The sequence below is a fragment of the Flagellimonas yonaguniensis genome (assembly GCF_029193885.1).
In the GTDB taxonomy this organism is placed as follows: domain Bacteria; phylum Bacteroidota; class Bacteroidia; order Flavobacteriales; family Flavobacteriaceae; genus Flagellimonas; species Flagellimonas yonaguniensis.
In genome coordinates this window covers 913,958-938,029 of the sequence record NZ_JARFVB010000001.1, presented here as the reverse complement: position 1 = coordinate 938,029, position 24,072 = coordinate 913,958, and the positions used below count along the sequence as shown (strand labels likewise).

At 42.3% G+C, this 24,072-nt stretch carries 22 protein-coding genes and 1 pseudogene; 16 read left to right on the top strand and 7 right to left on the bottom strand.

The annotated features are described in order from the left end of the window. Positions 1-4 precede the first annotated feature (4 nt). The 4 genes from PY092_RS04190 to PY092_RS04175 form a co-directional block, all read right to left on the bottom strand. Positions 5-913 carry an ABC transporter ATP-binding protein gene (locus PY092_RS04190; protein ID WP_275614595.1) on the bottom strand — a complete coding sequence of 303 codons (909 nt, stop codon included), beginning with the start codon at positions 911-913 and terminating at the stop codon, positions 5-7. Between the two features lie 2 nt (positions 914-915). Continuing rightward, positions 916-1,809: an HlyD family secretion protein gene (locus PY092_RS04185; RefSeq protein WP_275614594.1), complete on the bottom strand. Its 894-nt coding sequence runs from the start codon at positions 1,807-1,809 to the stop codon at positions 916-918. Positions 1,810-1,812: 3 nt separating this feature from the next. Then, entirely contained in the window at positions 1,813-3,012 is a 1,200-nt protein-coding gene (locus PY092_RS04180) for a TolC family protein (protein ID WP_275614593.1), read from the bottom strand. A gap of 126 nt (positions 3,013-3,138) precedes the next feature. Then, entirely contained in the window at positions 3,139-3,735 is a 597-nt protein-coding gene (locus PY092_RS04175; RefSeq protein WP_275614592.1) for a TetR/AcrR family transcriptional regulator, read from the bottom strand. Positions 3,736-4,046: 311 nt separating this feature from the next. Between PY092_RS04175 and PY092_RS04170 the strand changes: the two genes are divergently transcribed. Further along, entirely contained in the window at positions 4,047-4,958 is a 912-nt protein-coding gene (locus PY092_RS04170) for a lysophospholipid acyltransferase family protein (protein WP_275614591.1), read from the top strand. Between the two features lie 182 nt (positions 4,959-5,140). Here the strand turns inward: PY092_RS04170 and PY092_RS04165 are convergent, their stop codons facing one another. Further along, positions 5,141-5,470: a winged helix-turn-helix transcriptional regulator gene (locus PY092_RS04165; RefSeq protein WP_275614590.1), complete on the bottom strand. Its 330-nt coding sequence runs from the start codon at positions 5,468-5,470 to the stop codon at positions 5,141-5,143. A 123-nt stretch (positions 5,471-5,593) separates the two neighbouring features. Here PY092_RS04165 and PY092_RS04160 point away from each other — a divergent pair, with 123 nt between their 5' ends. Genes PY092_RS04160 through PY092_RS04150 form a run of 3 tightly spaced genes read left to right on the top strand, consistent with a single transcriptional unit; the run spans position 5,594 to position 7,744 of the window. Then, positions 5,594-6,463 carry an SDR family oxidoreductase gene (locus PY092_RS04160; protein WP_275614589.1) on the top strand — a complete coding sequence of 290 codons (870 nt, stop codon included), beginning with the start codon at positions 5,594-5,596 and terminating at the stop codon, positions 6,461-6,463. Between the two features lie 16 nt (positions 6,464-6,479). Further along, a complete protein-coding gene (locus PY092_RS04155; RefSeq protein ID WP_275614588.1) occupies positions 6,480-7,112 on the top strand; it encodes an NAD(P)-dependent oxidoreductase in 633 nt (210 codons plus the stop codon). Between the two features lie 53 nt (positions 7,113-7,165). Further along, positions 7,166-7,744 carry a YceI family protein gene (locus PY092_RS04150; RefSeq protein ID WP_275614587.1) on the top strand — a complete coding sequence of 193 codons (579 nt, stop codon included), beginning with the start codon at positions 7,166-7,168 and terminating at the stop codon, positions 7,742-7,744. A gap of 368 nt (positions 7,745-8,112) precedes the next feature. On the opposite strand, the gene PY092_RS04145 is transcribed toward PY092_RS04150, so the two are convergent. Next, positions 8,113-8,445: a winged helix-turn-helix transcriptional regulator gene (locus PY092_RS04145; protein WP_275614586.1), complete on the bottom strand. Its 333-nt coding sequence runs from the start codon at positions 8,443-8,445 to the stop codon at positions 8,113-8,115. A gap of 208 nt (positions 8,446-8,653) precedes the next feature. Between PY092_RS04145 and PY092_RS04140 the strand changes: the two genes are divergently transcribed. From PY092_RS04140 to ppk1, 4 genes and pseudogenes are all read left to right on the top strand, one after another. Continuing rightward, on the top strand, positions 8,654-9,490 hold the full coding sequence (locus PY092_RS04140; protein WP_275614585.1) for an alpha/beta hydrolase: 837 nt from the start codon (positions 8,654-8,656) through the stop codon (positions 9,488-9,490). Positions 9,491-9,583: 93 nt separating this feature from the next. Further along, entirely contained in the window at positions 9,584-10,294 is a 711-nt protein-coding gene (locus PY092_RS04135; RefSeq protein WP_275614584.1) for a DsbA family oxidoreductase, read from the top strand. 30 nt (positions 10,295-10,324) lie between these two features. Continuing rightward, positions 10,325-11,083 (top strand): annotated as a pseudogene (locus PY092_RS04130) (SDR family NAD(P)-dependent oxidoreductase). Between the two features lie 455 nt (positions 11,084-11,538). Continuing rightward, complete coding sequence (gene ppk1, locus PY092_RS04125; protein ID WP_275614583.1) at positions 11,539-13,602, top strand: polyphosphate kinase 1; 2,064 nt, start codon at positions 11,539-11,541, stop codon at positions 13,600-13,602. A gap of 88 nt (positions 13,603-13,690) precedes the next feature. On the opposite strand, the gene PY092_RS04120 is transcribed toward ppk1, so the two are convergent. Then, a complete protein-coding gene (locus tag PY092_RS04120) occupies positions 13,691-13,906 on the bottom strand; it encodes a hypothetical protein (protein ID WP_275614582.1) in 216 nt (71 codons plus the stop codon). Between the two features lie 232 nt (positions 13,907-14,138). Here PY092_RS04120 and PY092_RS04115 point away from each other — a divergent pair, with 232 nt between their 5' ends. From PY092_RS04115 to PY092_RS04080, 8 genes are all read left to right on the top strand, one after another. Then, positions 14,139-14,969, top strand: coding sequence for a M48 family metallopeptidase (locus PY092_RS04115; protein ID WP_275614581.1), 831 nt, complete (start codon positions 14,139-14,141; stop codon positions 14,967-14,969). Positions 14,970-14,982: 13 nt separating this feature from the next. Further along, the gene (locus PY092_RS04110) at positions 14,983-17,325 is read left to right on the top strand and encodes an ATP-binding cassette domain-containing protein (RefSeq protein WP_275614580.1); all 2,343 of its coding nucleotides are present in this window, start codon (positions 14,983-14,985) and stop codon (positions 17,323-17,325) included. 10 nt (positions 17,326-17,335) lie between these two features. Then, entirely contained in the window at positions 17,336-18,190 is an 855-nt protein-coding gene (locus PY092_RS04105) for an LEA/WHy family protein (RefSeq protein WP_275614579.1), read from the top strand. Positions 18,191-18,209: 19 nt separating this feature from the next. Continuing rightward, positions 18,210-18,770 carry an RNA polymerase sigma factor gene (locus PY092_RS04100; protein ID WP_275614578.1) on the top strand — a complete coding sequence of 187 codons (561 nt, stop codon included), beginning with the start codon at positions 18,210-18,212 and terminating at the stop codon, positions 18,768-18,770. A 2-nt stretch (positions 18,771-18,772) separates the two neighbouring features. Further along, positions 18,773-19,888: an anti-sigma factor gene (locus PY092_RS04095; protein ID WP_275614577.1), complete on the top strand. Its 1,116-nt coding sequence runs from the start codon at positions 18,773-18,775 to the stop codon at positions 19,886-19,888. Between the two features lie 77 nt (positions 19,889-19,965). Next, on the top strand, positions 19,966-20,301 hold the full coding sequence (locus tag PY092_RS04090; protein WP_275614576.1) for a hypothetical protein: 336 nt from the start codon (positions 19,966-19,968) through the stop codon (positions 20,299-20,301). A gap of 177 nt (positions 20,302-20,478) precedes the next feature. Next, positions 20,479-21,252: a tetratricopeptide repeat protein gene (locus tag PY092_RS04085; protein ID WP_275614575.1), complete on the top strand. Its 774-nt coding sequence runs from the start codon at positions 20,479-20,481 to the stop codon at positions 21,250-21,252. Between the two features lie 47 nt (positions 21,253-21,299). Next, complete coding sequence (locus tag PY092_RS04080) at positions 21,300-24,071, top strand: serine/threonine-protein kinase (RefSeq protein ID WP_275614574.1); 2,772 nt, start codon at positions 21,300-21,302, stop codon at positions 24,069-24,071. The last annotated feature ends 1 nt before the right edge of the window (position 24,072 follow it).

Here is a 24,072-nt window from a genome sequence, read left to right as displayed (position 1 = left end):
ACATCTATTTTTCCATTAATTGAATAAAGCAATCTTCCACTGAAGGCTCGATTTTGTCTATTTGAAAAGGGTACGGTAATTCTTTTTCCAAAGTAGCCCTTATGTCCAACAAGGTCAATGTTCTATCTACTATTGTAATATGATGATGCTCACCAAAAGAATGAACCGACCCTATCAAGGGTAGTTCTCGCAATGCGGACAGCAATTCGATCATGTTATGTGATTTTATGGCATACAAGGCCTTAGGATATTTTTCAATGATGACTTGAGGGGGATCTATCGACAATAACCGACCCTTTTGTATCAAACCTATCCTTTCACAAAGTGTGGCCTCATCCATATAGGGGGTTGACACCAAAATTGTAATCCCCTCCTTTTTCAACTTTTTCAGCATTTCCCAAAATTCTTTTCTGGAGACAGTATCCACCCCGGTTGTGGGTTCGTCCAGAAATAAAACTTCCGGTCGGTGTATCAACGCACAACATAGTGCCAGTTTTTGCTTCATACCACCGGACAAATTTCCTGACCTCCTGTTTTTAAAGGGCTCCAGTTGGACATATATATCTTTGATCAGACTATAATTTTCCGTAATTGTGGTATTGAATATCGTTGCGAAGAAATGGAGGTTTTCCTCCACCGTCAGGTCCTGATATAGGGAAAAGGTACCTGGCATGTACCCTACACTTTTTCTAATTTCCTTGTAATTTTTTACCACATCCCATCCACATACATGTGCTTCTCCCCCATCTGGGACCAATAAGGTTGCCAACATCCTAAAAATACTGGTTTTTCCAGATCCGTCAGGACCGATAAGCCCAAATGTTTCACCTTCATTTACTTTAAATGAAGCATCGTCCACGGCAACATTCTCTTTATATTGCTTCCTTAGGTTTTCAACAACAACACTATGCATGATTAAAATTTTACCTCGCCGTACATTCCTATTTTGAGATAACCATCATTGGCCACCCGGACCTTCATGGCATATACTAAATTGGCACGCTCGTCTTTTGTTTGGATGGTTTTGGGTGTAAATTCCGCCTTATCACTGATCCACTCCAAAATACCTTCATAATTTTTGTAGCCCTCCGATCCATTGTCCACCAATACGCTTAATTTTTGATTGATCTTTAATTGTGGCAATTGGTTACCGGTAATGTACGCACGGAGCGTTAAGGTATCCAAGTTTGCAATAGTGTACAAGGGCAATCCCTCCGATACAATTTCATTTTCTTCGATATACTTTGACAGCACGGTACCTTTGACTTTAGCAATGATCTTACATTTTTCCAGCTTATCGTTCAGTTGTCTGATCTGAACTTGCAATGGTTCCGTTTCGTTTACCAGACTGGCCGTGTTAATGGATAAGGTCGACTTTTGTGCTTTGATCTTATTTTGGATTATATCAACCTGTGAATTGGCATCATCAAGCATTTTTTGGGGGGCAGCTTTCCCTGAGACTAAATTTTGTACCCTTTGTTGTTCTCTTTTTGCCTGCCTTAACTGCTCCTCCAGTGATGAAAGTTGTACGGCTATGTTTGGTTTTTTTGCAAGAAGTACGTTTATTTTAGCCTGCAACTGTTGTTTTTGCAAGTAAAGTTGGGTGCTATCTATATAACCCAAATATTGGCCTATCTCCAATGTCTCCCCTTCATCCATGGAAAGCCTTTTGATAACTCCATTGGCTTCCGATGAAATTTTGACCTCAATTGCTTCAAATGTCCCTGAAGCATCATATTCGCCACTTTTGTCATGACACGATAGGAACAGAAAAAATAATACAATGATTGCTAATTGATTTTGTTTCATGGTTTAGTATTTGATTCCTTGGGTAATTTTTGATTCTTCCAATATCATTAAGAGTTTTAGCTCGTGTAGCAATTTATTCTGAATGGCCCGGCTTTCTTGGTTCACATCACGTAAATAGTCGTTGACATCGATGGTACCATTGGACAATTTAAACAAGGATGCTTCCTTGATTTTGGAGTACATTTCTATTATTTCATCATCCATGGCCAAAAGTTGTCGGTATTTTTCAACTTCTGAATTTTGATTGGTAAGTTCAAGATTGGTATGGAACAAAAAGGTTTCTTTCTGTACTGATAGCTTTTGTTTTTCCAATCCAATTATTTTCTTTTCATTTTTATTCGTGTAGAAATTGAACAGGGACCATTGAAAACGGGCACCTCCCATGAAATAGGAATCAAATTCATTACTGAGCATGTTTAATGCTGGTTTCCCATATCCTCCTTGGGCAAAAAACGAGAGTTTGGGCGACACTTTGGATGTAAGCAACTTGGATTGTAGGTCAAATAGCCGTATTTGGCTATCGATCACGTCCAATTCAGGACGGTTGATCAAGGTATTTCCACTTTCAATCTGTCCGGGCTTTATCAAAATCGTATTGTCATCGATCTTTTCATTGATATATACGCCCAACATTTCATAATGTGCATTTTTCTGTAACAAGAGTTCAGTGTCCCTTTGTTTGGTCGAAAGTAGATTGGCATTTAACGCGTAGAAATCGCTTTCTATGGCCGTACCATTATCAATACCGACCCTAATTCTTTCAATTGCCTTTTCAATATCCTCGGCAAGCAGGGCATTCTGTTGTATTTGTTCGTTGATCAACAAAATCCCAAAAAACAACTGACTCACCTTTTTTTTGATTCCATACACTTCAATAGCCAACCTCCCCTTGTCTATTTCCCTTTGGGCATCAACTATCTTGGACTCCTTATTGATTTTATTGCCTTGATAGATGGTTTGGTCGATTTCCACATATAGTTTATACTGGTCATTATCGATTGTCGGCTTATCCATACCGGGAACCTCAATAGGAATTGCAGTGACATCCGATTGATAGGTCGCTTGACCATTGACGGCAACTTTGGGCAATCCATCCCTCAGAACATTCTCTGCTTTATAGTCTGACACATTTTCAATAAGCGCATATTGTTTGATAAGCGGGTAATTCGCTTCTGCCAATCTATAGCATTCATCTAGTCTCAAGGTTTTAACGGATTGGGAAAATCCAAAAAAACTTGTTGAAAATGTAACGCATACAAACAGTTTACTCCATTTCATTTCATATCGATATTTTGATTTAATCAATTGACCAACATATAGGCAAATTTTTTATGTTTCCAAAGTGGCCTTTATCCAAATAGGTATAAGTCTTTTCCGTTCTTCCATTAAACTTTTGAACTTTTCTTCATCAAATAACCCACCTGCCATCATTATGGGTTTTGAAATAAAAGGAAAAATCGACATCCCCAAAATGTTCAGCAAAAAATGAATTGGATCCACTTTACTGTTTTTTTCGGCGATTTGAACCACTAGGGAGGAATTACTCAGCAAGTGCAGTACACCCATTTTTATTCCGAAATTTTTGGGGTTATGTCGAATTTCACTGAGAACAAAAATTGGCAAATCCGGGTTTTTGAGAATCATTTCGATATAATTCTCAACAATTTTTTCGACTTTTTCCTCCAGCGACAACCTGAAATCCGTAATGATCGGGGAAATAACCCCAAAGAATTCCTGCAGCTTTTCAATCATAATAATATTAAAAAGCTTTTCCTTACTTCGGAAATAATAATTTAGGAGGGAAAGATTGATATCCGCTTCTTCCGCTATATCCCTGGTCCGAGTTGCCGCGTAGCCTTTTTGAGTAAATATCTTCCTCGCAGCTATTTTGATTTTTTCCTCAGTGTCAACCAGTTTAGTTACCATGTATATCCTTCATTCATTCCAAAGATATAAATTAAATATTTGATTTAATCAAATGATTCACCTAAAAAAACCGGTGCACAATGTTACTGAAGATGATGGACGTGGTTTGCCGTACCCCTCTTAAAAACAGCAGGGGGGACACTTACACATCATAGTGTACCATCAATAGGGATAGGTGCTCTTCCCGCGCCTGTTATCTTTGCTCCCCATAAAGACGCACCTTGATTTTTTTGAAAGTATAAACGACCTAATTACACCCAAACTGGTAATTTAATCAAGGATATCCATTATATTTGTTCCAATAACAATCGATGCAACTTGCAGTATACATCCTTGTCTATCCATGGCTCTGGCTGATTTCCAAAGTTCCCTTTAAAATCATCTACTTTATATCCGATGGCATCTACCTTCTTATGTATTATGCAATAGGATACCGTAAAAGTGTAGTTCGAAATAACTTGGCTCTTGTTTTTCCGGAAAAGTCAGAAGAACAACGGCTGTATATTGAAAAGAAGTTCTACAGGCACATGTGCGACATGTTCTTGGAAATGATCAAGACCATAGGTATTTCCAACAAACAACTTCAAAAACGGTTTACCTTCTCCCATTTAGAGGTGCTGCACCGCCTTGAGGCCAAAAACAAAAGTGTCATGCTCATATTTCCCCATTATGCCAGTTGGGAATGGGTAATTGCCCTGGACAGGCACATTGCTTCCAAGGGATATGCGATTTACCAGAAAGTCGGGAACAAATATTTCGATAGACTGGTCCGTAATATCCGCCAAAAATTTGGAACTACCTTGATCAGCACCAAGGACACCTGGGGCATCGTGGCCCAAAACAAACGTGATGGCAAGTTGGGTATGTACGGGATTTTGAGCGATCAATCACCTATGGTGAAAAAAGCTTTGTTATGGACGCCCTTTATGGGCATCACTGTTCCTGCCCACACCGGAGCTGAAACACTGTGCAAAAAATTTGAATTGCCTGCGGTCTATTTAAAGGTCAACAAAGTAAAGCGTGGCCATTATCACGGAACCTTTAAGTTGATAACGGAGCATCCCAAAGAAATGGATAAGTTCGAACTTACCAAATCCTTCCTCAAAATGGTGGAGGAATCCATTAAAGAAGCTCCAGAATATTATCTATGGACCCACAAACGTTGGAAGCACATGGACAAAAAACCAAAGAAAGCCTATCAAAGCCAAAAAATAAGGCCATAACTTGACTTTGTGCCTGGACATGTAAAGTTTATCAACAGATTTTTATACATGTGAAAGGCCTGTGCGTGTTTTTGCAATGGCACCGTCCCAATCAAGGTATTCCCCCATAGTCGGGACCAGATCGTGAAAACAAATAAACCAAAGGTCCAGATGCGGCCTGGCATCCTTTTGGGTGTTTCAGACTACTTTTGGCTTACTCTCCTATTGTTGTTTCCCCAAATTGCCATTTCGTTAAATACGGACCACAGGCTCTGTCCTTCCGGGGTCAGGGTGTATTCGACCCTCGGGGGGATTTCCTTATATTGTCTCCTGATCAATAGGCCGTCCGATTCCAACTCCCTTAATTGCTCGGTAAGTACTTTTCTGGAAATGGTCGGAATCCTGACCGACAATGCCCCAAATCGCTTGGTCCCCGACATGAGCACATACAAAATAATCGGCTTCCATTTACCTCCAATGACCTCAAGGGTTGCCGTCACGGGACAATCATAAATCTCATTGTTGACTTTCATGTTTGGTTACCTTTTTGTTACCACAATTTCCCATTCTCTTTTATTAATAAGTAACTTATATAAACTATTATTGGTTACTTTGCGAAACAAATGTAATCTATATATAATTTCATTCAAACAAATATGATACTTATAACAGGTGCCACAGGGCACTATGGAAGTACGGTCATACATTCCCTTTTACAAAAAGGAATCAAGGCCCATCAAATTTCCGCCCTTGTCAGGGATTTGGAAAAAGCAGAAGACTTAAGAAGCAAGGGCGTTCATATAAAAGTCGGGGATTATTCGGATTACGAATCATTGGTGGATGCCTTTGAGGGAGCGGACACCCTTCTCTTTATTTCTGGCACGGAAATATCCACCCGTCTCCATCAACACGAGAATGTCGTTAGGGCCGCTAAAAGTGCTGGCATCCAACATATCGTGTATACAAGCTTTCAGCGCAGGAACGAAACCGATACCTCCCCGTTGGGACTTTTGGCCCATTCGCATTTGCTGACAGAAAAATGGTTGAAGGAAAGTGGACTTGCCTTTACGGTCCTTAAAAATAACCTGTACATGGACTTTATCCCATCTTTTATAGGCGAAAAGGTGATGGAAACAGGGATCATATATTTGCCCGCAGGAAATGGAAAGATAAGTGTGGCATTGCGTTCAGAATATGCCGAGGCCACCGCAAACATACTTGTTGAACCGGCGCTCCACAGAAACAAAATGTATGATTTCACCAATGTTGAAGCCTTCGGATATGACCAAGTGGCCAACTATCTTTCAGAGATTACGGGCAAAACCATCCAATACCACTCCCCAACTGTCGATGAGTTCACACAAACCCTTATAAGTGCAGGGGTTCCCTCCGAAGGAATAGACATCTTATCAAGTTTTTCCGTGGCGCAGAAGCAAGGGGAACTGGACGTCACCAGTACCGATCTAGAAAATTTGCTGGGTAGAAAGCCAACCACATTAAAAGCGTATTTAGAAACTGTTTATTAATCTAAAAAAACAAAAAATGAACATTACCATAATAGGAGCATCCGCAGGCATAGGCCTGGAAACCATAAAAAGGGCATTGGACCGAAACCACAAGGTAAAGACCCTCTCCCGTTCAGAGATAACAATGGACCATACGGATTTCCTGTCCATTTCAGGTAACGCCACGAACAAAACCGACTTGCTCCATGCCATGGAAGGTGCCGATGCGGTCATTGTGACCTTGGGAACGGGTACCAGCACCAAAGCTACCACATTGTTTTCCGATTTCGCAAAACTATTGGTCGATATCCAAGCTGAAAAAGCTTTTGACATCCCTTTTGTTTTCGTGACCGGATTTGGTGCCGGAGAAAGTATGCACTATGTACCGCAACCAGTAAGGCAAATGATGGAAACAGTCCTAAAGGACGTATATGCCGACAAGACCGTAATGGAAGAAATCATTGAAAACTCAAATATGAACTGGATCATCGTCCGTCCCGGTCTCTTGCTGGACGGACCTTTGACCGAAAACTATCATGTTGAAAACAGCTTGTTCGAAGGTATCGAAGTGGGTGAAATAAGCCGAGCCGATGTGGCTGATTTTTTAATCAAACAGGCCGAGGAACCCAAAGAACCAAGGACCTATTATTCAATCCGTGCGAAAAAATAGACCGTAATCCTAATATAAAGACGTATAACCGAACCTTTTAAAACAATAACACAATGAAAAAAAACGGATTATTACTTTCCTTGGTTGCATTGCTGACCTTGACGGCATTTACCGAACAGCAATTTTGGACATTGGACCCTCCCCACTCCCAATTGAGGTTCAGCATCACGCATTTGGGCATATCCGACATTTCGGGAACCTTCAATGACGTTGAAGCGACCATTAAGAGTTCAAAAGAGGATTTTAGTGATGCCCAAGTTGAAGCGGTGATTCAAGTGGCATCCATCAACACGAACAACAGCTATAGGGATGACCATCTAAAGGGGCCGGATTTCTTTGAGGCGGAACAATACCCGCTGATAACTTTTAAGAGTACCGGAATCAAAAGTCTCGGGACCGGTAGATACAAACTGGAAGGGGACCTTACCATAAAGGGCAAAACCAAAAAGATAAGCCTTGACATGTGGTATAGGGGGACCGTCGAGAATCCGCAGACCAAAAAACCGACAGCAGGCATCAAATTGTCGGGGACCATTAAACGTTCTGATTTTGGCGTAGGTACGGCATACCCGGCACCAATGTTGGGTGAAGAGGTGTATCTTGACATCAATGCCGAATATCAAAAGCAATAGCCCGTTCTTTTCCCGGTGGTAGGCCCCATATCATATGGAAATGCAAATTCATTTGATTTATGGTGTTGCACAAAGGACCTTTTCATAGGTCTCTACAACAACCTGCACCCTGATCTTTCAGTGTTTCAAATCAGGGTGTTTTTATCACATAGTAAGGTTCATCGGAATATGTTCCATTTGCCAAACCCGTTATCATTATGGTGGTAAACCCCATTTTTGGAAAGGTTTCTTTTTCTCCAAGACTTCCCCACTTTCGGGTCGATGCACGAAACAAATGCCCGATGATCAATCCATCTTTGGCGCTCTACACTTCCAAACTGTACATAAAACTTTCCAAACGTATCGACACTTATGGCCCTAGAGCATACTCATATAAGGTTTTCCCTGCCAAATTCCTCCAACTTATCAATGATCGGCAAAGATTTAAAGCCAATTTCGGTCAAACTGTATTCGACCCTTGGAGGAATTTCAGGATAGGCCTTTTTGTCGACCAATCCGTGCTCAATCAGTTGATTCAGACTTTGGATGAGCATTTTTTCCGAAATCCCAGGAATAGACCTTTTCAATTCACCATACCGTATGACCCTATTGTTTATCTGGTACAAAATAATCAAGGTCCATTTCCCCCCCAATATCGACAATGTTGCCTTTACCGGGCACTTTTCATCAGATATATCAATTTTTTTTGGGCTATAATCCATCGCTATCCTTAATTTTTACTTTTAAGTAAGTACCTAACTTTTATGTAGGTACTTGTACAAAAGTAATTACTTTGGTAATTTTAGACAATTATAAAAGCAAAAAAATGGAAAAAATCAAACATTCGGAGAAGGTACGACCACCGATGAATATGGCTCCGTAGGCAACGTTCCGCGTCTGCCCAAAGGATTTCAGAAAGTTTTCAAGAGTATGGTCGTTGACACAGGTGATATAAAGATCCATGCTGTAATCGGCGGTAAGGGCGAGCCTTTGCTGTTGCACGCCGGTTGGCCCCAGAACTGGTATGCCTGGCGTGATTTAATGCTCCCCTTGAGCGAACGCTATACCGTGATAGCGGTCGATCCACGCGGTTTTGGTCTTTCGAGTAGGCCAGATAAAGGTTTTGATGCAAAATCCTTGGCCAATGACATGTTCAGGTTGATGGATGTTTTAGGATATGATAAATTCAAATTCGTAGGACATGACCTTGCCGTCATAGTGGGTTACGCGATGGCTTCCATGCACCCGGAGAGAATCCTCAAACTTGCCGTTGGTGAGGCCATAATCCCCGGGGCTTCCCCTTCACCTCCCCTGATTGCAGATGAACGTGGTCTAAGCGATTTCCTTTGGCATTTCAATTTCAACCGAGCCCTTGAAGTGAACGAACGATTGGTAGAAGGCAAGGAAGACATCTATTTTGGGTATCAATTTGAGTCCAAAAGTGGAACACCCGATGCCATACCGAAATATGCACGCGATTTCTACATTGAATTGTTGCGCAGAAAACCCGGCACTTTAAAAGCAAGTTTTGAATACTATCGAAGTATTGACGAAACCATTCCACAAATACGTGAAATGATATCCACCAAATTGACCATGCCGGTATTCACATTCGCTGGTGCGTTGGCCAGTGGCCCCCTGGTAGAACATGAATGGCGTAACCTTGCTGAGAACGTCCAATCCGCGATCATTGCCGATTCGGGACATTTCCCAGCCGAGGAAAAACCCGAAGAACTATTGAAACTACTATTGGATTTCCTCGGATAAAAAAAAGGGGGGGGGTATTTTAAACCCACCAAATATTCAAGGAACAACGGTCCCACCATGGACCACCATTGATGAATTTAAATATATAAAACTATGATGCAAGTAGAAATCTGGAGTGATGTGATGTGTCCGTTTTGTTATATCGGCAAACGAAAATTTGAGGCGGCCTTGGAACAATTCCCCCAAAGGGACAAGGTCAAGGTAGAATGGAAAAGTTTCCAATTAATGCCAGGGCTCAAAACAGATGCCAACGTAAAACTTGACCAGTTTCTGGCAAAGGAAAAAGGAGTGAGCATTGAACAGGCCCGTTCCATGAACCACCATGTGAGCCAAATAGCCAAGGATATAGGTCTGGACTACCGCCTTGACCAAGCCATCCCGGCCAATACCATCAATGCACATCGTTTTGCCCATTATGCCAAAGGGAATGGCAAACAGGATGAGGCCGAAGAACAACTCTTCCGAGCATACTTCGTGGAGGGTAAAAACCTTGACAATATTCCTACGCTCGTTAAATTGGGCGAGGCCATAGGCTTGGACGGAGACAAGGTAAAGCTTGCCCTGGAAAACAACCACTATGCGGATGACGTACAGACGGACCTTTATGAGGCCCAGCTAGCGGGTGTCAGGGGAGTGCCTTATTTTGTTTTCAATAAAAAGCTGGCCATATCAGGTGCAAAAGAACCTGAAACTTTCTTGGAGACTCTGGAAAAAACCTTTGCTGAATGGAGGGAGAACAACATGGAAGGTCCAATGGACATTATTGAAGGCCAATCGTGTACGCCTGAGGGTGAGTGTGATTAAAAATAGAAACCTAAAGAACAGTAAACAAAAATGAAACGTTTAGAAAACAAAGTGGCCATCATTACCGGGGCGGCCAGTGGATTTGGGGCAGTGGACGCCAAATTATTTGCCAAGGAAGGTGCAAAAATAGTGCTTACCGATATCAACGAAGAAAATCTAAAACAGGTTGCGGAACAAATCATACAGGACGGTGGCATAGCCATATATGCGACACTCAATGTCACTTCCCCATATGATTGGCAAAAAGTTGTGGAAAAAACCACCACCGAATTTGGCGGAATTGATATCCTGGTAAATAATGCGGGCATAGCTAGTTATTCCTCTTTTATGGAAAGCGATTATGATACATTTAAAAAAATAATGGACGTCAACCTGAATAGCCAATACCTGGGAATCAAGGCTGTTGCACCTGCAATGATGTAACGAAAGGGCGGCTCCATCATTAACATGTCATCCACTGTAGGCGCTACAGTTGCCCTGCCGGGTGGAGACCCAGGGTATGCAACTTCCAAAGGAGGTGTCAGAGCACTTACCATGCAAGCGGCCGCCGAATTGATAGAGCACAATATACGTGTCAACTCCATACATCCAGGAATTTTTAGGACGCCGATGAACCAGGCTTTGGTCGATAATGCAGATGCATATCAGCAGGCCGTACAGGGAATACCCACAAAACGGTTTGGTGAAGCGGAGGAAATAGCCAATGTTGCCTTGTTCTTGGCAAGCGATGAATCTTCGTATATGGTTGGGTCCGAAGTGGTAGTGGACGGTGGATTGACCATCATTTAATAAAAGTATGTTTAATCAGGAGCACAAGTAAAGCCCCGTCGGCACACTGGTTGTGTTTTGTTGACCGACGTTCCCCTTGTGTTCCTGTATTAAAAACAGTGGCCAAACCATCAATCCCAAAACGATTAAAAATCGTATGGAATCTTTGTGCTTTGTGGAAATACCTCCTTTTTTTCAGCGCTTTCAAAGTATTTATAAAGAATTCTTGTCCGCTCCAAACGATGTGATTTGAGTTCCTTTCCCATCCCGTTTACAGTTCAGCTTCCGTTAGTACCTTTCGTTGGGTTTTCCGCCATTACAGTAAAATGGCACGAACATCAAGTTATCCTTCCAATGGGCTTGATAGGCACTTGTCTTTTGAAAAATCCCCAAGCCCGTTCTTAGCCGATCTTCACTCCACTTCAAATTAACATTAATTTAATCACATGTTGGTGAACCTCAATTATTTTTAATCAATGGAAAAATTGTGGTTGGAATCAGGGTTTAGATACAATAATCGCGACGTAGATTGGTTAAATTTCAACCAACGTGTATTGCAGGAAGCCAAGGATACATCCAACCCTATCTTGGAACGCGTAAAGTTCCTTGCCATCTTTTCATCCAACCTTGATGAATTTTTTAAGGTAAGGGTATCCAAGCTTCGACAGATTGGAAAAGTCGATAAATCCATGAGAAGTCCCTTGGGGATAAAACCAAAAAAGACCCTTCGGCACATTCTTGAAAGGGTCCATTTCCTACAGGAAGAATTTGGCAGGATATATAGGGATTCCATTCTACCGGAGCTTAACAAAAATAACATTCAAATCCTTGAAATATCAGAATATGATGACGCCCACCGTTCCTATTTAAACTTGCTTTTCAAAGAGGAAATAAAGCCCGGACTCAACCTGTTAAAGGGTACGGATCTTAAAATCGACAATTTTATGGATGGTCAACTGTATCTTGCCATTTTGCTGGACAAACCCACCAAGCTGGCATTTGTTTCCGTGGATAAACAGAAATGGGACAGGTTTATAAAAATCCCATCCAAAGATGGTATTGTATCCTATGCTTTTTTTGAAGATGTCCTAAAACTCAACGCTTCTTTCTTTTTCCCCAACAAGAGCATTTTAGGGATGTACAATATCAAGGTTTCAAGGGATGCGGAACTCTATTTGGACGATGACTATCAAGGAGAGTGGATTCAACGAATTTACGATGCGCTCCAAAAAAGACAGGATGGACAACCCACGCGCCTTCTTTTTGAGGGGTCCATGCCAAAACATGTCCAACATCTTTTGGAAGAACAATTGGGACTGGACAAAATAGACTTGGTAAAAGGTGGAGGGCATCACAATTTTAGCGACTTTTTTAATTTTACGGCTTACTATGGAAACCGGAAAGAGTTTTTTAATGACCCAATGCCCCCAATTGTCCACAGAGCCTTTGAGGACTCCGATGACTACTTCCAATTGATAGCGGACAAAGACCGAATACTACATTTTCCGTACCAGAGCTTTTCATATGTGGAAAAATGGCTTCAACAGGCCGCCACCGACCCCAATGTCCACTCCATCCAAATATCCCTATACCGAATAGCCAAGGATTCCGAACTGACCTCTGCCCTACTAAAGGCCATCAGAAATGGAAAAGAAGTGACTGTCTTCGTTGAAGCCAAGGCACGTTTTGATGAAGAAAACAACATTGGCTGGGGACAGGTTTTCGAAAAGGAGGGCGGCACTGTATTTTATAGTTTCCCCAATGTAAAGGTCCATTCAAAAATACTTTTGATCAAGCGAAGGGAAAATGGTAAATCCAAAGCATATGCCTATATCGGAACAGGTAACTTTAATGCAAAAACCGCCCGAATTTATTGCGACCATGGATTGTTTACGGCCCATAGTGGGATCACGAACGACCTTGACCAAGTATTTCTAGTCCTAAAACGAAAAGTCTTGGTTCCAAAATTAAACCACCTTTTGGCTTCCCCATATAATAGTAGACTTACATTTGAACATTTAGTGCTGAAAGAAATTGAAAATGCCCTGAACGGTTTTCCTGCGGGCATAACCCTAAAAATGAACAGTCTTGAAGATAAGAATATGATCGATTGGCTATATAGGGCCAGTAAAGCCGGCGTTCGGGTCCATCTTCTGGTTCGGGGATTTTGCTGTTTAGTGCCCGAGGTGCCCAATTTGAGCGAAAACATAGTGGTAAGAAGTATCGTCGACAGGTTTTTGGAGCATGGAAGGGTATTCCTTTTCCATAATGCCGGAGACGAGAAAATGTTTATGGGCAGTGCGGACTGGATGCCCCGCAACCTTGATAGAAGGATTGAGGTCATCACCCCTATCCTAGATTCAAATGTATTCAATGAACTAAAACAAATCCTTGCCCTACAATTTTCTGACAATGTCAAGGCAAGAAGGGTCGCTCCAGGGGACAATATGAACCTATACCATCCCATAAAAAAGGGGGAAAGACCCATCAGGTCCCAATATGCCATTTATGATTACTTGGCTGATGCTATGCTTGAATGAAAATTCCGGAATAAAAAAGTATCGATTCCCACCTATGGCCGGTTTCTCATCGAATCAATACCGGTCTATTAAATATACGCTGCCCCACCTAGGGGGTCGAAAGAATAAAACCATGGTGTAAATGAAAATCGATGACCGAACCGGACGCTCTGCCCAGCTCAATGACATCTACAAATTGGGAAGAGTGTTCGGGTTTCAACGCATCCATGGCCAACAAGAAATTCAAAGGCCCTGACACTCCCACATTACCCTGTCCATTGGCTCCATTTTTAAGGGGAAGACCTTGCAGGATTGGAAAAGTCATTCATTTTGCCCTTGCACCTTCTGCAATATGTAAAACATACCAATCATCGATAAAACTTTTTATGATGAAATGATCAGTGGTTTCTTCAAAAATGAACAATGGCTTTTTAAACTTTTGAAAGCCTTCCATAGCCGTTTGAACTTTTCCATGGTAAAAAAGCAACAGAAAATCAATGATTGCCCTACAAAAAGATGACATTTGTTATTTTTGGTTATATACACTAAAAAACATCATGAGACACGCATTATCGTCCATTTTCTTCTGTTGCTTCTTACAAATTTCTTTGGCACAGGAAATCTCCGTTGAAAAATTGGAAGAGGCCCTTTCTGATTACACGACAAAAATAGAACATGCCACTGTTCTCCAAGATTGTGGCCATGCCCTTGATGGACCCGCTTTTTTTTACAAACAGGTGGAGAACAATTGGTTGGACTTTGCACTGAACATCTCCAGTGATTCCAAAAAAAATATTGGAAGGGATATGTATAACAGGTATGTTGCCCTTGGCCAATTGGACAACAACCATTTTGCCAAACCAAAGGTAGAGGAAATACTTCAACGTATCGTTAAAAATGTGTCCCGAAACGATGTATCCTACCGAATAAGCATCCTTAAATCCGAGGAAATAAATGCTTTTGCCACTTTGGGCGGTTACCTATACATTACCACGGGCTTGCTCAATTTCGTTGATTCTTATGATGAATTGGCGTTCATCATAGGACATGAAGTGGCCCATGAGGACAAACTCCACACCCAAAGGAAAGTAACAAAACTCACGCTCTCCACAGACCTTGAGGGAATGACCCGTATGGAAGGCTTTACCGATATTGCCAATAAGATCAATAGGACCTTTTCGCCCCCCTTTGATCAAATTGATGAATATGAGGCCGACAAGGTCGGGTTTGAATTGGCCCAAGCGGCTGGATATGATGTGAACCGATTTGCGGATTTCTTCAGGAAATTGGAACGCTATCAAAAGCAAGACCTCATAAAAAAATTGACTTCCACGCATCCTTTTGCGGAACATCGTAAAAAATGCATCCAATCCTATATCGACCAATAAAATGATACCGGAAATGCACCTCATCTGCAACGGACAGTCTGTTCCCCTGTCTAAAAATGAAATTGTTACGATTGGAAGAAAAGGTCATGGCGCCCAAGTTGAGATAGACAGTAGACTTGCTTCGAGAAAACATGCCCAAATTGAAGCCAGGACGGACGGAATCTACATCATGGACCTTGAAAGCTCCAATGGGACCATGGTCAAAGAACAGCCGATAGCCCCAAATACATGGGTCAAGATTCCACCTGACGAGATTTTCACTATTGCATCGCAAAAGCTGCAAGTAGTTACTGAAAACCAAAAAGAAAAGGTTCCAAAACCCTCAGAATCCCAAAAGGAGTTCAACGGATTCAAACAAAAAATCGTTTCCAAAGGTGCTTATAAAATTGGCCGCTTGGAAAATAATGACATTGTTCTGGACGATCCCACGGTGACCCGGGAACACGCCATAATTTCCTATTCGCAGGGTGAATTTTGGATCGAGGACCTGGGTTCCACCAATAAGACCTATCTCAATGGAAAGGAGTTAAAATCCAAGGCCAAGTTCAAGGACAGCGATACGGTCACCATTTCATTTTACAGCATTACCCTTAAGAATGGGGCTAAGGATCTCCGTAAAGAACGTAGTGCCATAAAGGCATTGGCCATTCAGAAAGAATATCCCAACAACAAGATTGGATTGCAGGATATGTCCCTGAACATTCCCCATTCCACTTTTGTGGCATTGATGGGCCCCTCGGGTTGTGGAAAATCCACCTTGTTGAAATGTTTGAACGGTGAAAATCCGGCTACTTCTGGAGAAGTGTTCATTCACGGACTTTCATTGGCAGACAACTTTAGTCTGATCAAGAAAAAAATCGGCTATGTTCCCCAAGATGATATCATCCATAAGGAATTGACGGTATACAAGACCTTGTTCTACGCAGCAAAGCTCCGCTTACCCGATGATACAGCCGTTTCAGAGATCAACCAAAGGATTGATAAGGTCATCAACGACCTAAATTTGGACCAAGATAAGGAAAAGGACATCAGGACCATAAAAGTGGGGAATCTCTCTGGTGGACAGCGCAAACGCGTGTCCATTGCGGTGGAACTTTTGACCGAGCCCACTATTCTGTTTTTGGATGAACCCACTTCTCCACTAGATCCCGAGACCATTGAAAGTTTTCTGAAGAGTCTTAAAAAGTTGGCCCATTCGGGAACTACAATTGTAATGGTGACCCACAAACCCGAAGACCTCAACTATGTGGACCAGGCTATATTTTTGGGCGTTCAAGGGCATTTGGTATTTCAAGGCCCGGCCAACCTATTGACTTCCCATTTTGAAGCCCAAAACATTGTGGAGGTCTATAGTAAAATGAGTGATATCGGCACGGTAACCTCCTATTACCAAAAGCCCAGCAAAGTTGGGTATAAGGCCGTTAATAACCCCGACGTAAAAAAAGAAAAGCCAGACTCGTACTGGCTGCAATTGTATTGGTTGGTTTCAAGATATTTCAACATCAAACTCAATGACAAGGAAAATTTGGCCTTGTTATTGGCACAACCCGTAATCATTGCGGGATTGGTCTGCTTGGTATTCAACAAATTTCAGATTGGGGTCATGTTCTTGATGGCCATTTCTGCTGTTTGGTTTGGGGTAAGCAATGCTGCAAAGGAGATTGTAGGTGAGCTTACGGTATACAAAAGGGAGCGTATGTTCAACCTTAATATCAACACCTATATTCTTTCCAAATGGTTGGTACTTTCCTTGATTGCCCTGGTGCAGACCATATTGTTTGTGAGTATCATCTACCTCAATTTCAAATTGAACACTTTTGAAGGTTTTGAAGAAGTGTACCTACGGCCTTTTGGCCAGAGCATGCTGTTCATGTTCTATATTTCGGTTTCTGCCTCCCTGATTGGATTGTGGCTTTCATCTGCCTTCAATACCACAGAGAAAGTAATGACCGTAGTGCCCATTGCATTGATGCCACAGATTATGTTGGCCGGGGTAATGACAAAAATCAACAATACCTTGGTGGAAATCTTGAGCTTTTTCACTTTGGGCCGATGGGGCACCGAGGGCTTTGCCCGATTACAGGACGATGCCTCCCCCGCCTCTGAATTCAATCCAGACACGGTTCAGGCTGTTTTGACCACTGTTCCACTGCCCGCACCCGAAGTGGGTACGCAGACCGCCTCAACCTCAGCAGTGCAACTTCTCGACCTGTACAATGAAAAATTGGTGGATGAAGGAACGTTGATCGGTGATGTCTTCAACAGTTTTGATATGAACGTGGTGGTCATCGTAGCACTCAATGTTATGTTTTATGTCTTGATCTATGTTTCACTTAAAAAGAAGGACAGTATTTAAACCCGACACTATGAAAAAAATAACCCTAGTATTTGGAGCACTTCTTTTTTTTACCTCATGCAGCAAAAAACCAGAATTTGTTGCCATAGACCATGTTACCATTAAAGGACTCACGGAAGATGCATTGGTGGTGGGATTGGATTACATTGTATACAACCCCAACAATGTAAAAACAAAACTGAGGCAATCCAGCATGGAGATTTTTTATAAGGATTCTTTGGTGGGAAAGGGATTTTTAAACGAACAGATGAGTCTGGCAGCCAATGATACCATACGAATACCGGTAACCTGCGAAATAGCACTCAAAAATCTTAATGCCTTTTATCCTGAATTATTGGCATCAGATTCCACCGAATTCGCCCTCAAGGGCAATGGAAAGGTGAGCTTTCTGCTGAATTCCTTCACCATTGCACTGGATGACAAGATACATCTGAACACCAAAAAGGCCATTTTGGAGGAAATCAGCAAAAATTTGGATTACGGCAATAATTTTAAAATTCGGTCCATTTCCAGCAATAAATTGCCCTCACTGAGCAAAACCCGGTTAAAATTAGGTGTTGAGACCCTGAACAGATTGCCTATTGCCTATACCATCAATACCATGAAACTTGAATTCTATTTGGATGAAAACAAAGGGAAAGTGGCGGAGTGGACCATGGATGAACCATTTTACCAAGAAGCACTAAAATCCACTACTATTCCCATTGATGTTACCTTGAGCAATTTTGATATTTTAAAACAGATGAAGTTCTCTTGGCTGACCGACCAAAAAGCGAATTTCACTATTTTAGGCGAGGCCCAAATAAAAATTCAGGAGTACGAATTCAATGTGCCCATAAAGGACCGTGTGGAAATAGGATTATAGCCATTTCAGAAAAACCTTGATGACCGACCAAGAACTGATAGATCAATTAAAGAAAGGAAACGAGAATTGTCTGCAGCAACTGTACCAGCACATCGGCATGGTAAAAAGTTGGGTGGAACAGAATAACGGTAATGAAGATGACGCTTTGGATGTTTTTCAGGAAGCCATCATCGTGTTCTATAAAAATGTAATGGCAGGGAACTATGAACTCCGAAGCAAAATAAGCACCTATCTGTTCGAAATTTCAAAGCGACAGTGGCTCAACCAGCTCAATCGAAGAAAAAAATATGAAAACCGGCAGAGTGAGGTAGGCATCTCTCAAAGAGACCATGAATCCATAAACCCAGAAATCACCCGAAAGGGCCCAAACCTCCGGGAATACCTTGAAAAAGCTCTAGCAAAGGTCGGGGAACCCTGTAAATCTGTTTTGGAGGCAACCATATTTTTGGGGATGCGCATGGAGGACATAGCCAAAAGATTCAATTACTCCAGTGCCCGTTCCGCCAGCCAACAGAAATTACGGTGTCTTCAAAAGCTAAGGGGCGAAGTCTCCTATGATGTCATAATCCGTTTAAAATAGCCATGAGGGAAGAATTGAGACATATTGATTTGATTGACAAACACCTGACCGGCCATCTTAATGACGATGAAAAAAGTGAGGTGGAACGACTGTTAGCTGAAGACAAAGAATTTGCAAAGGAGCTTGAGGTATATAAAAAGATCTACACGGGCATTGAATCAAAGGAGGACCAAAAACTAAGGGCCAAGCTAGACCTTTTGTATGCCGAATATAGGGCGTCTGGAGAGCAAAAGCCAAAAGGTCTGTACCGCAGACTGATTATTTACAGTGGTGCCGCGGCAGCATGCATTGTTTTGGGAACACTTTTCTATGTCTTTAAATCAAAGGGTGATGGTCCCCTTAGTAACGACGCCCCCAATGTGGTCGGTGTGGATTCTGTTCGAACGCAGCCAGCGGATAGCCTCGTTTTGAAAAAGAACAATATACAAGTTACAGAGAAAGAAGAACTGCCAGAAGATGAATTGGATGGCAGCCCGCAAGACGAAACACAATTTGCTTTCTCCAATGGAAAATCACTTCCATCGGAATCCATACGTCAGGTTAGGCAGCCCTCATCGCTCACCCACACTTTTAATGGCCAAGAACTGGTCTTATATGGGGATTCAGGGATTTCAGGCCTTCAATTACAAATGGGTAAAGATCAAAAAGGCAACTATTACTTAAAATATGGGGATAAATTGTTCAATCTGGCCATTTCATCGACCATAAATCCATTGGAAGAAGTCCAGACAAGTTACACTTTTGGGGGAATACAGGATGAGAGCGTGCAAGTGAAAGTAATGCCCCTCATTGCAAATTCGCAGCCCTATTCCGGTTTTACCGTATCGGTTTCGGAGAACTCATCCATGGATAAAAATTATTTCTTTTTGGAACAGAATGAAAAAAAACAGTTGGTCATTAATGCCAATATGGATATTGATTCCATTACGGTCATGGTTGTTTCAAAAAGCGAAGGGAACTCTTATTACCTTATTCATAAAAATGAGCTCTATCCCCTAAACATTGACACTACTGAAACCACCTCACTAGAAGAAATCGATTTCACCAAAAACAATGAAACCCGTATGTTCATGGACCGGCCATCCTTTCCGAAAGGTGTTTACGAAATAATTTTTTAGAAAAAATCATCAAAAAAAGATGACATCGCCAATCTGCGGTTATATACCCATAGAAAGTATAACCAAAACGATTAAAAATGACATCCAAAAAAGTACACACCATTATTCTTATTAGCTTGTTTTGCGGTTTTGTAAGCGCCCAAAGTTCAGAAATCACTAAAAGAAGAGACCGGGGAACAATCGCTAAGACTGCGGAACAAGTAGATCAAGTGGACCAAACTGTCCAGAAAACCAGCAAAGACATTGACCAAACGGTGGAGGGTATTGACAGCACCATTGAAGGTGCCAAGGAAACCGTTGAAAAAGTGGGGAGCATTTGGCAAGAGTTATCCGAAAATGTAAGGGGGCCTTTTCAGGTAACCTCCATGGGAGAAAACAACATTGCGGTTAGACTGCCAACCAAGGCTGAATAATCCGTAAATAACCCAGTCACGATATGGCTATTTCATAAATCCAAAACATATTTGACACCAAGGTCTAAAAATGTTGGCATAAAAAGTTTCATATACCTATTTTTAATGCTAACTGTCGAATAGGTTCAGGTACAAGAAGATATATCATTACTTTCAACCTTAACACTTCATCACAAAATGAAAAAATTACTACTACTGATCGCCTTGCTTTCCTTGGTTCCCAACCTTGCATCTGCAAGACGTATCGGAGGACTTTTTGGAAAAAGCGAACGAATCCATAAAATTACTGACGTCGATATTAAAGGTGCCAATGGCGAAGACCTTTATCTTGCCCACAAAACAACTTCCCTGTACATTTTTATGGGGGCCTACATGACGGACGATGGTTATGTTTTGGGGGTAAAAGGAAGTATCAATACCTATTATGACCTGGATGAAGAGCAGATAAAAAAATTTCAGGCCAGCGGAGCTTTGCCCACTCCCCTTCCACCCTATAAAATAGAATTCACTGAATGGCTATGGGGATATGCCCTATGGATACTGCTTGCCGTTCTGGCCATAATTTGGTTCTTCCCAAAGAATAAAGAAGCCCTTTTTGCACGAGGATGTAAATATTATTTCGGCAAGAACACTCCGGTAAATTACCCAAAGGCCATGCGCTATTTTGAAAAATCGGCCAAAAAAGAATATGGTCCGGCCGTGTTCAACCTTGGGGTCATGCATCTCTCGGCCCAGGGTACCGAGAAGAATGTGGACAAGGCCATGGAATTTCTGAAAAAAGCCTCCAAACTAGGATATGTTGATGCCAATGTAACACTGGGAAACCTCTATTACAATGGCAGTGAAGTAACCAAAGACCTTGGCAGCGCCGAGGCTTGGTACAAAAAGGCCTGTGATCAGGGACATGCCGATGCCTGCAAAATGGTGACCCATATACAACAGGCCAGTTAATTAAAATCAACACCAAACAGTAACCAAATTCGACTACACTGACCATTATGAAACTATCACATTACCAGTGGGATCCAGAAAAAGACCTTATAGCTGAGGGCGGGTTCGCCGAAGTGTTCAGGGCCAAGGACCTCAATGCCGAAGGAAGATATGTGGCCCTCAAAATCTATAAAGAAGCTGTTTCAAGAGGTACATCCGGGAGCACTGGACAGAAAAAATACAGCTTGGAACAGGAGTTTTCCAAAATAGATGGGCTGTCACATACCCATCTTATCACCTATTATGGTCTGGAATATATCACCCACACGGATGCCATGGGCAGAAACGTGAATTACCCTGTGTTGATCATAGAGTATGCCGGTGAAGGAACCTTGGGCCAAGCGATACACCGAAAGCTCTCTTTGGAAGAAGGGAAGAACATTATTGTGGAAGTGGCCCAAGCGGTGGATTATCTCCACAAACAGGGCATTGTCCACAGGGATTTAAAACCTGGAAATGTACTGTTTTCAAAAGACCGAAAGGGGAACATCGTTTCAAAGGTGACCGATTTTGGGATCAGTCAGGATATTCTATCCGACAAGACCATACAACAGTCCATGACCGAAGGTGTGGGAACACCTCACTACATGGCTCCGGAGCAATTCTTTAAAAAGAAATTCGGACTGAATGGGGATATCAGTGAGCGTACCGATATCTGGGCCCTTGGCATCATGTTCTACAAAATATTGACCGGAAAGTTGCCTTTTGGACATGACAAGAAGGACTATGAACTCATTCGGGATGGTATCGTTGGGGAAGAGCCCAATTATTCCGGGGTGCCCGAAAGATTTAAGAATTGCATAAAGACTTGTTTGCAGAAAAATGCTTCGGATAGGTATGCCTCCGTTTCCGATTTCATCCGCGAAGTGAATGGGGAAAGCAATGAAAGTGGCACCGTGTTCTTGGGAGGAAATGAAACACAATTTTCCGCACCACAACCCAAGCCCAAAAAGAAGAAAAAAGCCTGGCCCGTTTTGTTGGCCACTGTTTTGATCTTGGGTGCCGGATATGGGGGATATGCCTTTTATCGCTCCACCAAGATAAATGTGTTGTTGGCAGACGGCTGGAGCCTTTACAAAGAAGGGAAGTTCAAAGAAGCTTATGAGGCCTATGAAAAAGCATCAGGCTATGGATCCGGGGAGGCCTTTTATTTTCTGTCAAGGTTCAACCAAAATGGTTATGGAACCGATGTGGATTATCAAAAAGGGTTTGAATATGCCGATAGGGCCATTGATGATGGATATGACCTGGCAAACTTTAACCATGGATGGGCCTATCAAAACAATCTTGGTGTGGACAGGGACACGGTCCAGGCCAAGAAATTCTATGAAAAGGCAAAGAGCAGCATTGTGGCCTTGAGTGATGACGGCAACCCAGAGGCAAACAACCTAAGGGGATTGATGCACTATTTCGGCTATGTAATGGAAAAGGACGCAAGCAAGGCAAAACTGTACTATGAAAAAGCCTCCAGCAAAGGCCACCCTGCGGCCATCGAAAACCTGGCGATCCTCAATGTATCAGAAAAGAACTATAAGGAAGCATTTGAAGGATATGAGAAATGCACGTCCATCGGAAGGTATTCGGGATATCGGGGCATGGCCAACATGTACAGGTTCGGTCAATACGTCCCCAGGGATACCGTTAAGGCCCTGGAACAATATACAATTGCTGCCGAGAACGGTGACCTCCTGTCCCAGTTCAACTTAGGGATATTCTATAAAAATGGTGTATTGGCCAAAAAAGATCGTATAAAGTCGGTTCAGTGGTTGACCAAAGCTGCCGATAAAGGACATTTGGGGGCTCAAAATGAATTGGGCACTTTATATTTCAATGAGAAGAACTACCTAGAGGCCAAAAACTGGTTCCAATTGGCCGCTGATAAAGGAAACACCTTTGGTATGCACAATATGGGTCTTTTGTACTATGATGGATGGGGTGTGGAAAAGGATGTAAAACTTGCCAAAGATTGGTACCAACGGGCCGCTGATAAAGGATATGCAAATTCCCAATACATGACCGGAAAGATCCTTGAGTACGGGGAAGCGGATGGGAACCCGAACGTATCGGAAGCGATAGTATACTATGAGCTTGCAGCAAAACAAAATCAAAGTTCCGCTTTGTACGCTTTGGGTAGATTGCATTATGACGGTAAAGGAAAAAAGAAGGATCTCATCAAGGCCAAGGATTTTTTTGTCAGGGCAGCGGCCCAAGACATGAGTACTGCGGACTATATGTTGGGCTACATGGCGGAAACCGGGGCAGCTGGACCGGTAGATTATCTGGAAGCCGAAAGAAAGTATCTCAAGGCAGCGACCAAAGGGCAACTCCAGGCCCAAAAAAAATTGGGCGATCTTTATTACAACCTTAAGTTGGGCAAGGACAAAAAAGCAAAGGCTACACAGTGGTATTTGAAAGCAGCAGAACAAGGGGACCTGCACAGCCAATATAGAGTGGCCGTGATGTATTACAAAGGAAAATATTATTATGCTGCCAAAAAATGGTTCCAAATAGCGGCTGACCGAAATCATGCCAGTGCCCAAAGTTATCTCGGCTATATGTACGACAGGGGCCTAGGAGGTCCGAAAAACTTAGACAAGGCATTTGAACTATATAAGAAGTCCGCAACCAATGGGGATAGTGTCGGCATGTACAATCTGGCCTCTTGCTACCATAGTGGCATTGGAACGGTCAAAAACACCTATTTGGCAAAAACTTGGTACCAAAAATCCTGTGAGAAGGGGTATAAAAATGCCTGTGATATTATCGCTAAACGATATTGAA

Bases quoted from the DNA above. Each gene is read 5' to 3' on its own strand.
- PY092_RS04170 (WP_275614591.1), top strand. From the start codon at position 4,047: ATGCAACTTGCAGTATACATCCTTGTCTATCCATGGCTCTGGCTGATT.
- PY092_RS04120 (WP_275614582.1), bottom strand. From the start codon at position 13,906: ATGACTTTTCCAATCCTGCAAGGTCTTCCCCTTAAAAATGGAGCCAAT.
- PY092_RS04135 (WP_275614584.1), top strand. From the start codon at position 9,584: ATGATGCAAGTAGAAATCTGGAGTGATGTGATGTGTCCGTTTTGTTAT.
- PY092_RS04140 (WP_275614585.1), top strand. From the start codon at position 8,654: ATGGTCGTTGACACAGGTGATATAAAGATCCATGCTGTAATCGGCGGT.
- PY092_RS04110 (WP_275614580.1), top strand. From the start codon at position 14,983: ATGCACCTCATCTGCAACGGACAGTCTGTTCCCCTGTCTAAAAATGAA.
- ppk1 (WP_275614583.1), top strand. From the start codon at position 11,539: ATGGAAAAATTGTGGTTGGAATCAGGGTTTAGATACAATAATCGCGAC.
- PY092_RS04105 (WP_275614579.1), top strand. From the start codon at position 17,336: ATGAAAAAAATAACCCTAGTATTTGGAGCACTTCTTTTTTTTACCTCA.
- PY092_RS04115 (WP_275614581.1), top strand. From the start codon at position 14,139: ATGAGACACGCATTATCGTCCATTTTCTTCTGTTGCTTCTTACAAATT.
- PY092_RS04095 (WP_275614577.1), top strand. From the start codon at position 18,773: ATGAGGGAAGAATTGAGACATATTGATTTGATTGACAAACACCTGACC.
- PY092_RS04175 (WP_275614592.1), bottom strand. From the start codon at position 3,735: ATGGTAACTAAACTGGTTGACACTGAGGAAAAAATCAAAATAGCTGCG.
- PY092_RS04185 (WP_275614594.1), bottom strand. From the start codon at position 1,809: ATGAAACAAAATCAATTAGCAATCATTGTATTATTTTTTCTGTTCCTA.
- PY092_RS04080 (WP_275614574.1), top strand. From the start codon at position 21,300: ATGAAACTATCACATTACCAGTGGGATCCAGAAAAAGACCTTATAGCT.
- PY092_RS04085 (WP_275614575.1), top strand. From the start codon at position 20,479: ATGAAAAAATTACTACTACTGATCGCCTTGCTTTCCTTGGTTCCCAAC.
- PY092_RS04090 (WP_275614576.1), top strand. From the start codon at position 19,966: ATGACATCCAAAAAAGTACACACCATTATTCTTATTAGCTTGTTTTGC.
- PY092_RS04155 (WP_275614588.1), top strand. From the start codon at position 6,480: ATGAACATTACCATAATAGGAGCATCCGCAGGCATAGGCCTGGAAACC.
- PY092_RS04100 (WP_275614578.1), top strand. From the start codon at position 18,210: ATGACCGACCAAGAACTGATAGATCAATTAAAGAAAGGAAACGAGAAT.
- PY092_RS04160 (WP_275614589.1), top strand. From the start codon at position 5,594: ATGATACTTATAACAGGTGCCACAGGGCACTATGGAAGTACGGTCATA.
- PY092_RS04150 (WP_275614587.1), top strand. From the start codon at position 7,166: ATGAAAAAAAACGGATTATTACTTTCCTTGGTTGCATTGCTGACCTTG.
- PY092_RS04145 (WP_275614586.1), bottom strand. From the start codon at position 8,445: ATGGATTATAGCCCAAAAAAAATTGATATATCTGATGAAAAGTGCCCG.
- PY092_RS04190 (WP_275614595.1), bottom strand. From the start codon at position 913: ATGCATAGTGTTGTTGTTGAAAACCTAAGGAAGCAATATAAAGAGAAT.
- PY092_RS04165 (WP_275614590.1), bottom strand. From the start codon at position 5,470: ATGAAAGTCAACAATGAGATTTATGATTGTCCCGTGACGGCAACCCTT.